Origin of the sequence: Yersinia sp. 1252 StPb PI, from assembly GCF_048593885.1 — a bacterium.
Classification (GTDB): Bacteria; Pseudomonadota; Gammaproteobacteria; order Enterobacterales; family Enterobacteriaceae; genus Yersinia; species Yersinia enterocolitica_E.
The window spans coordinates 1-8,520 of the sequence record NZ_JAZGQE010000185.1; the positions used below are offsets into that span (position 1 = coordinate 1).

Consider the following 8,520-nt stretch of genomic DNA (forward strand, 5'->3'; position numbering starts at 1 on the left):
ATAAGTGTTGATTTTATGTTTCGAAATGTTTGACTATTGCTCTGTAAATTGAGCAAAAGGGAATCATTATGCTTTGGAAAAATACCAGGGAGCAGTTCGGGCGCATGACTATTGCTATCCACTGGTTAGTGGCATTTACGGTGTATGCGTTGTTTGCCCTGGGTTTATGGATGGTAACTCTGGGCTACTACGATGGCTGGTATCACCAGGCACCTGAAATACATAAAAGCATCGGATGCATATTGTTTGCGGTGATGTTATTTCGGGTGATTTGGCGCTTTATTTCGCCGCCACCTAAACCCTTATCGAGTTATAGCCGCTTAACTCGGGTAAGCGCGATATTGGCGCATTTGATTTTATATATTGTCCTATTTTGTATCATGTTCAGCGGTTATTTGATCTCAACAGCAGATGGGCAACCAATCAATGTATTTGGTTGGTTCAATGTCCCTGCAACACTGACCAATCTACCTGACCAGGCAGATACTGCCGGAACTGTACATCTCTATTTGGCTTGGGCAGTCGTCGTGCTTTCACTCTTGCATGGACTGGCCGCGATTAAGCACCACTTTATTGATGGTGATGTAACCCTTAAGCGGATGCTGGGACGTAGCACCGATTAACCAACTGTATTATGGAGAATTAAATATGTTTAATAAGACCCTGTTGGGCCTGGCTGTAGGTGCACTGATGTTTACCGCAGGCAGTGCCGTAGCCGCCGAATATAAAATCGATAAAGAAGGGCAGCATGCCTTTATCGAATTCAGGATTAAACATTTAGGATATAGCTGGTTATACGGCAGTTTTAATGATTTTGACGGTTCTTTCACTTTTGATGAGAAAAATCCGGCCGCTGATAAAGTTAATGTGGTGATCAATACCAATAGTGTTGATACCAACCATGCAGAGCGTGACAAACATCTGCGTAGTAAAGATTTCCTGAATGTCGGTAAATTCCCACAGGCAACGTTTGAGTCGACCGACGTTAAGAAAAATGCAGAAGGTTATTCGGTCGTGGGTAACCTGACATTAAATGGTGTCACTAAACCGGTGACATTGGAAAGCAAGTTGACTGGCCAAGGTAGTGATCCTTGGGGCGGTTATCGTGCTGGTTTTGAAGCCAATGGCACTATCAAGCTGAAAGACTTTAATATCACCACTGATTTAGGCCCGGCATCACAGGAAGTCGAACTGATTTTGTCAGTCGAAGGTGTTCGCGCCAAATAGTCAGAGCGATACCAATACCGTCGTTGTTTGACCTAAAGGAGCCTTGTGCTCCTTTTCTTTGGGTGCTACTCCGCACTGACTTCTGGCGTTAAATGCTAAACTAATTAATCAGATATCTTTCCAATGACTATACTTAAAAAAAACGAGCCGTAGCGTACAAGCATCATTAAAAGATTGATCTGACTCACTAGTCGTATTTAATTGTTTGTGGGGTATATATGGCCAATGTTCCCAAAAAAACGCGCACTATCAAGCCTCCTTCCTATTTAGATGCCATTATCCCGATGTTGTCGTTGGTGTTACTCGTCGGCGCATCTGTCGCTCTGTTTGGCCTCAATGCCGTCAATGGACCATTACAGGTCGCGCTTATTCTTTGCACCATGATTACCGCTGTAATCATTATGAAGAATGGTCATGTATGGGAGGATATTGCCCAATCCACGCGTAAGGGAATATCAACAGTGGTTGGCGCGATATTTATCTTACTTGCTGTTGGTGCATTAATTGGGACCTGGAACATGTCGGGGACGATACCGACTTTAGTTTATTACGGCATTATTCTGATTACACCAAATTGGTTTTTCCCCATTACCTTTCTTGTTTGTGTCGGGGTTTCTCTAAGTATTGGCAGCTCCTGGACAACGGCGGGAACCATTGGGGTAGGCTTGGTTGGGTTATCCAATATGATTGGTGTCTCACCAGAGATAACCGCAGGTGCCGTGATTTCTGGTGCCTATGTGGGTGACAAAATCTCGCCATTATCCGAAAGTACTGTGTTGGCCGCACAGTTGAATGGTGTTGAATTGTATCGCCATATACAGGCACAACTTTGGACCACAATTCCTGCCGCATTGGTTGCTTTGGTGGCATTCATCATATTGGGTATCAATCAACAAGCCAGCTTTGATGCCACAATTACGCACGCCGAATTAGCCCGATTTGATGAGTTATTCAACATTACGCCTTGGAATTTACTGCCACTGGTATTCTTGCTTGGATTATCTGTCGGTAAAGTCCCGGCACCGTTGGCCATTATTAGCGCGGCGTTATTGGCTGGTGTGATGGCAGCATTTATTCAGCCGCAGGCCATTGCGCGTTTTATTGCTGAACCTGATACCGCGTTACCCATTGCTGCGGTAAAGGGCGTTTGGCTGGCGATGGCTAATGGTTTTCAGGAGAACTCCGGTATTCCACAGATGGATGCATTGTTGTCGCGTGGGGGAATGGACAGCATGCTGCTGACTATCTGGTTGATTATCGGTGCAGTGACGTTCGGTATTATGGTGGATGACTTTGGCCTGCTTAATAAACTGGTAACCCCTATTTTGTTGCGGGCTAAAACCGTTGGGCAACTTTTTGCTTCAGCGGTTGCTACGGCCATTGGGCTTAATATCGTCGCGGGTGATCAATATATTGCTTTATTGCTGCCAACACGGTTATTCCACGGTGAATTTGCCAAACGCGGGTTAGCACCTGAAAATCTCTCACGCCTGGTGGGAGATGCCGGTATCGTCACCTCTCCGTTGATTCCCTGGAATTCTTGCGGTGCTTATATGGCGGCGGTATTGGGTGTATCCACCATGGGCTATCTGCCATTTGCGGTATTTAATATTGCCGCACCGATAGTCACGCTAATACTGGGTATCACCGGCTATAAGGTCCGCCGTATTGTGGTTGAGAGAGCATCATCGGTGCCACCAATAGCCAGTGATCGCCGGGAGGATGGGCTATAAACACCAGTTGGCCCTTGCTATGCCCAATATACGCCCAGTGAACTGGGCGCTTTATTGATGGTTGAGCGCTGATTGGCTTAAATATGGCCCGTCACTGATTGAATCCCTGATAATCAGTTCGGACTGAAATATATTTTCAGTTGATAAATATCCTCCGTCCAGCATTGAAATTAGCCGATTAATGACGTCATTTATCATACCGCTGACTGGGTCTTTAATACTGGATAACGATGGACTTAGAAAAGGTGCAATGGGGATATTGTCGAAGCCAATAAGAGAGACCGCTTCAGGTACTCTGATCCCTGCCTGATTTAATCTTTTCATGGCACCAATTGCCATATCATCATTGCTGGCGATAATCGCACTAAATGGTTGTTGGCTGGTTAATAACGATTCTACCGCAGTTGCACCACTGAGCGGGGTCCATTTCCCTTGAATAATAAGGTTATCGCGCAGCGGAAGAGAAAATGCATTTAATGCTTCTTTATATCCAGAAAGGCGCTCAATCGCTGTCGGTGAATCCAGTGAGCCGGTGATAAATGCAATATCCTGATGGCCTCGCTCAATGAGATATTTTGTCGCATTATAACTGGACCCTTTATGATCGCAGAAAGTACAGTGGCTGTGGTTTTTTCTTAATTTTCTGTTGACCACCATAATGGGCTGCTTATATTTATCAATAATAAGATCCATATCATCCACAGTTAAAAATCGGGGATAAATTATTATTGCGTCGCAACGTAAATCGAGCAGGAATTGGATTGCTTCTTGTTCCTCTTCCGCACTGTGTTTCCCGTCAACCAGCACCAGCTGACGGCCATTATTCTCTAATTTTTTGGCCGCTTGAGACAGTATCTCATTAAAGTAGTTACCATTATAAAGAGTATTGGTCACCACCAAACCAATGCATTGTGATTTATTGGTCGCCAGATTTCTTGCCAGCAAGTTTGGCCGATATCCGCTCTCTTCAATCGCTTTATATACCTGCGCTTTAGTCACTTCACTGACATAGCCTTTGCCTGACAGAACACGCGAAACAGTGGCTTTCGAGACACCTGCTTTTTTTGCCACTTCTAGCATTGTAGACATAGGTCTTTCCTACCCGTTGAAAATTATTGTCATTCTATACCTTTCGCCCTCGAAACTGCACGGCTGTTAGCAATATTCACTTACCCTATGGGCGGGCAGACATGCTGTTCCAATTGGGTTCTGGACCATGCGCTATAGACTGGCGGCTGACTGGCAATACTCCGTTCTTTAGGCCCACAGCTACTGTCGTGCACAATAACACGCCTAATCAATGCTGATCGTTATCACAAAATAAGAATTTAATTGCTCCATCTATTGAATTGCAGTCAGTAATTTAAGATTCTCGTGTGGAACCGGTTACCTAGTTGCCTGATAATAACTAAAAGCAAGGGTGTATCGGCAGGTAATATTTAAATAACACTATGAATATAATAGCTAATTACCATTTATGCTGGTGAGGATAGTCCCTCTTCGATTACAAATGGTTTGCTTAGCTCGGCGTGCGTCATTACGGGGAGTTGCTACTCATGTCAAAGAATTATGCCGCAGTATCTGCATCGATAGTCGATGCCATTGGTGGGGCGAATAACATCGCAGCGGTGACCCACTGTATGACGCGTTTACGCTTTGTGCTTAACGATGATAGTGCGGTTGATCTGGCGAAGTTGAAGTCCATCACCGGTGTGCTGGGTGTGGTGCGCAATGAAAACCAGTGTCAGGTTATTATTGGTAATAACGTTTCATATGCCTATGCTGAAGTGCTAAAACTGCTGCCGGAAGGCCTGGTAGCTGAAAATACGCTGCCGCAAAAAAATAAAATAACCTTGAAACGCATCGGCGCGGGGATCCTTGATGCGCTGATTGGCACCATGTCACCTCTGATTCCTGCCATTATCGGTGGTTCGATGGTCAAACTGTTGGCCATGATTCTGGATATGACCGGTGTTTTTGGCAAAGGCTCATCGACACTGATTATTCTCAATGTCATTGGTGACGGAGCGTTCTTCTTCCTTCCGGTTATGGTTGCTGCTTCTGCCGCACTCAAATTTAAAACCAATATGTCGCTGGCTATCGCCATTGCCGGGGTGTTGGTTCATCCCGCCTTTATTGATTTAATGGCTAAAGCTGCACAAGGTCAACAAGTTGAGTTTATGGGCGTTTCGGTCACGGCGGTGAAGTATACCTATACCGTTATTCCGGCATTATGTATGACCTGGCTGCTGTCTTATATTGAAAGATGGGTGGATCGCATTACACCAGCGGTGACCAAAAACTTCCTTAAACCAATGTTAATTGTGCTGATTTCCGCGCCTATTGCCATCATGTTTATTGGCCCTCTGGGAATTTGGATTGGTAGCGGTATTTCTTCGTTAGTGTACACCGTTCATGACTATCTGGGCTGGCTCTCGGTAGCGATTATGGGGGCACTCTGGCCTTTATTGGTTATGACCGGCATGCACCGTGTCTTTACCCCAACCATTATTCAGACCATTGCGGAGACCGGCAAAGAGGGCATGGTTATGCCATCAGAGATTGGCGCTAATCTTTCACTGGGTGGCTCATCGTTGGCTGTCGCATGGCGAACCAAAAACCCGGAATTGCGCCAAACGGCGCTGGCTGCGGCCGCATCAGCGATTGTCGCAGGTATCTCTGAACCGGCACTTTATGGGGTGGCATTGCGCCTTAAACGCCCGCTGATCGCCAGTCTTATTAGTGGTTTTATTTGTGGTGCAGTCGCCGGAATCGGTGGGCTGGCAAGTCATTCGATGGCGTCCCCTGGATTATTTACCAGTGTCCAGTTCTTCGATCCGGCCAATCCAATGAGTATTGTATGGGTGTTTGGTGTGATGATTCTGGCCATCGTGATTTCGTTTATTACCACGCTGTTGCTGGGTTTTGAAGATATCCCGGTTGAAAATAGCGAAAGCGATACCGCCCATTCTGCTGTTGCGCCAAGCGCAGTAAAAATTAACTAAATACGAGGTATGTAATGCCAGTATCAACATTTCCCGACGGTTTCTTATGGGGCGGCGCATTAGCCGCAAACCAGGCCGAAGGTGCTTGCTTTGAAGGTGGAAAAGGGCTGACGACGGTTGATATGATCCCTCATGGACCACACCGTTTGGCAGTAAAGCTGGGGCAGGAGAAGCGTTTTACCCTAAGAGATGATGAGTTTTATCCCAGTCATCAAGCGATCGATTTCTATCATCGTTATAAAGATGATATCGCGTTAATGGCTGAAATGGGGTTCACCGTATTTCGTACCTCAATCGCATGGAGTCGGATTTTCCCTAACGGTGATGAGTTAACCCCGAATGCGCAGGGCATCGCATTTTACCGTGACCTTTTTGCCGAGTGTAAAAAGTACAATATTGAGCCGCTGGTGACGCTGTGCCACTTTGATGTTCCCATGCATCTGGTCACAGAATACGGCTCGTGGCGTAACCGGAAGATGGTTGATTTCTTCGCCCGTTATGCGCGCACATGTTTTACGGCGTTTGATGGATTAGTTAAATACTGGCTCACGTTTAACGAAATTAATATCCTATTGCATAGTCCGTTCTCTGGTGCCGGGCTGGTGTTTGAGCAACAGGAAAATCAGGAGCAAGTAAAGTATCAGGCGGCTCATCATGAGTTGCTTGCCAGTGCCTTGGCGACAAAAATTGCCCATGAGGTTAATCCGAATAATCAGGTGGGGTGCATGCTGGCGGGGGGGAACTTTTATCCGCGCACGTGTAAACCCGAGGATGTGTGGGCCGCGCTGGAGAAAGACCGTGAAAATCTGTTTTTCATTGATGTACAGGCCCGAGGTGCTTATCCGGCTTATACCAGACGGCTTTTCAGGGAGAAAGGGATTTCAATTGTTACTGAAACGGGTGACGACGAGATACTCAAGCATACAGTGGATTTTGTCTCCTTTAGTTATTATGCCTCCCGCTGTGCGTCGGCCGATATGAACGACCATAACAGCAGTGCGGCGAATATCGTAAAATCGCTGAAAAATCCTCACATTGAGGCCAGTGAATGGGGGTGGGGTATTGATCCTTTAGGTTTACGCATCACCATGAATATGATGTACGACCGCTATCAGAAACCGCTATTTTTGGTTGAGAATGGGTTAGGTGCCAAGGATGAAATTAACCCGCAAGGCGAGATTGAAGATGATTATCGCATCAGTTATTTGCGCGAGCATATCAAAGCTATGGGGGAGGCCATTGCTGATGGCATTCCGGTAATGGGTTATACCTCATGGGGTTGTATTGATCTGGTTTCTGCTTCTACCGGTGAAATGAGCAAGCGCTATGGTTTTGTTTATGTTGACCGTGATGATCAGGGCAAGGGTTCTTTAGCCCGTAAGAGAAAGAAATCCTTTTATTGGTACAAAAAAGTTATTGCCAGTAACGGTGCCGATTTGGATTAAGTCATCTGCCGGGATATCGTCTATAGCCGATATCCCCAGTGGATAAATATAGTCGGGAGCGGGTCCATTTTCTCCTTATGACGTATTACCCGGCACTATCATTACTATCGTGCGGGCCTTTCTTCAGATGAATCATGAAATCGGTAAATGCGGTGCGCAGCGGCGCAAACAGTGGGTGTTTACGGTTCTCCAGCATCGTTTCTGAAAACAGTTTCAGCCCGAGAGCAAATGCTGCGGTTTTCTCTTTGCCGAAGTCTATATCTTCTCGCATTTGTAACCGTTCGATGATGCCGAGGATCTCGTCATGATTCTCGGCTTCGAACGTTAGCGGGGCTTTCTCAATAGCGTCACCTTTGCGGTCGGTCAGCGGCTCAATGGTGATGCGATAACGATATCCCGGCATCAGCTTTTCTCCTGATCTTTTTCATCAGTTGTAGCCGAAGGCGGTGCTAACTCTTTTTCAATCACTTCTACCGCCGCCAGTAGTGCCGCGTTAATGCGCACGACTTGTTCTGGTGCGACATCAGAACGCATCATACTGCTACGTAGAATGTGACGTAAGCGATGCATAGCATCAGAAATACCTTCTGCCAGATTCCCTTCTGGCCGGCGATTTACCTGTGCCAAGCGGGAGAAAATCACATCCACCATCTGTTGATTTTGTTGTAATTCAACTTTACCGGCATCAGTGATTTGGTAGCTTTTACGGCCATTACCGGTTGCCACTGGCGTGACAAAATCTTGCTCTTCTAGCAGGGTTAGCGTTGGGTAGATAACCCCAGGGCTTGGAACATAGAGCCCGGAGGACGCCTCTTCAATTGCCTTAATCAGCTCGTAACCGTGGCTCGGTTTTTTATCAACCAGCGCCAAGAGGACGATGCGCAAATCCCCATGTTCGAACAAGCGATGCATTTTATCACCGCGACCACGCCTGCCGCCCCTTACTGCTTCAGCGCCTTCAGCGGTTATATGATGACGACCTCCGCGATGCATCCTTTCGCCACAGTGGCGCTGCCCTTCATGGTGTTCGCCGCCCTGATGATGACCACGTTTTGAAAAACCAAACATAATGTCTCTCCTTTAGATATATCTAAACAATTTAGATATATC

General features: G+C 46.4%; 8 protein-coding genes. 5 read left to right on the forward strand and 3 right to left on the reverse strand.

The genetic code is table 11. From position 1 onward, the window contains the following. The first annotated feature begins 68 nt into the window (after positions 1–68). The 3 genes from V2A85_RS19685 to V2A85_RS19695 all read left to right on the forward strand — a co-directional run bounded on the left by V2A85_RS19685 (position 69) and on the right by V2A85_RS19695 (position 2,960). Positions 69–623 (forward strand): cytochrome b, encoded by a 555-nt coding sequence (locus V2A85_RS19685; protein ID WP_372559535.1) that lies wholly within the window; start codon positions 69–71, stop codon positions 621–623. A gap of 25 nt (positions 624–648) precedes the next feature. Further along, entirely contained in the window at positions 649–1,227 is a 579-nt protein-coding gene (locus V2A85_RS19690) for a YceI family protein (protein ID WP_083158188.1), read from the forward strand. A gap of 218 nt (positions 1,228–1,445) precedes the next feature. Beyond that, positions 1,446–2,960 (forward strand): Na+/H+ antiporter NhaC family protein, encoded by a 1,515-nt coding sequence (locus V2A85_RS19695; protein WP_083158189.1) that lies wholly within the window; start codon positions 1,446–1,448, stop codon positions 2,958–2,960. A gap of 51 nt (positions 2,961–3,011) precedes the next feature. Here the strand turns inward: V2A85_RS19695 and V2A85_RS19700 are convergent, their stop codons facing one another. Continuing rightward, complete coding sequence (locus V2A85_RS19700) at positions 3,012–4,049, reverse strand: LacI family DNA-binding transcriptional regulator (RefSeq protein WP_372559534.1); 1,038 nt, start codon at positions 4,047–4,049, stop codon at positions 3,012–3,014. 467 nt (positions 4,050–4,516) lie between these two features. On the opposite strand from V2A85_RS19700, the gene ascF reads away from it, so the two are divergent. Both ascF and V2A85_RS19710 read left to right on the forward strand, forming a co-directional pair. Beyond that, the gene (gene ascF / locus V2A85_RS19705) at positions 4,517–5,965 is read left to right on the forward strand and encodes a PTS cellobiose/arbutin/salicin transporter subunit IIBC (RefSeq protein WP_372559533.1); all 1,449 of its coding nucleotides are present in this window, start codon (positions 4,517–4,519) and stop codon (positions 5,963–5,965) included. 14 nt (positions 5,966–5,979) lie between these two features. Further along, entirely contained in the window at positions 5,980–7,410 is a 1,431-nt protein-coding gene (locus V2A85_RS19710) for a 6-phospho-beta-glucosidase (RefSeq protein ID WP_420072152.1), read from the forward strand. 85 nt (positions 7,411–7,495) lie between these two features. Here the strand turns inward: V2A85_RS19710 and V2A85_RS19715 are convergent, their stop codons facing one another. Both V2A85_RS19715 and V2A85_RS19720 read right to left on the reverse strand, forming a co-directional pair. Further along, complete coding sequence (locus tag V2A85_RS19715) at positions 7,496–7,813, reverse strand: DUF3861 domain-containing protein (protein WP_372559531.1); 318 nt, start codon at positions 7,811–7,813, stop codon at positions 7,496–7,498. Beyond that, positions 7,813–8,478, reverse strand: a complete 666-nt coding sequence (locus tag V2A85_RS19720) for a PadR family transcriptional regulator (RefSeq protein WP_420072153.1) — start codon at positions 8,476–8,478, stop codon at positions 7,813–7,815. The genes V2A85_RS19715 and V2A85_RS19720 overlap by 1 nt, the downstream gene beginning before the upstream one ends. Positions 8,479–8,520: the final 42 nt, after the last annotated feature.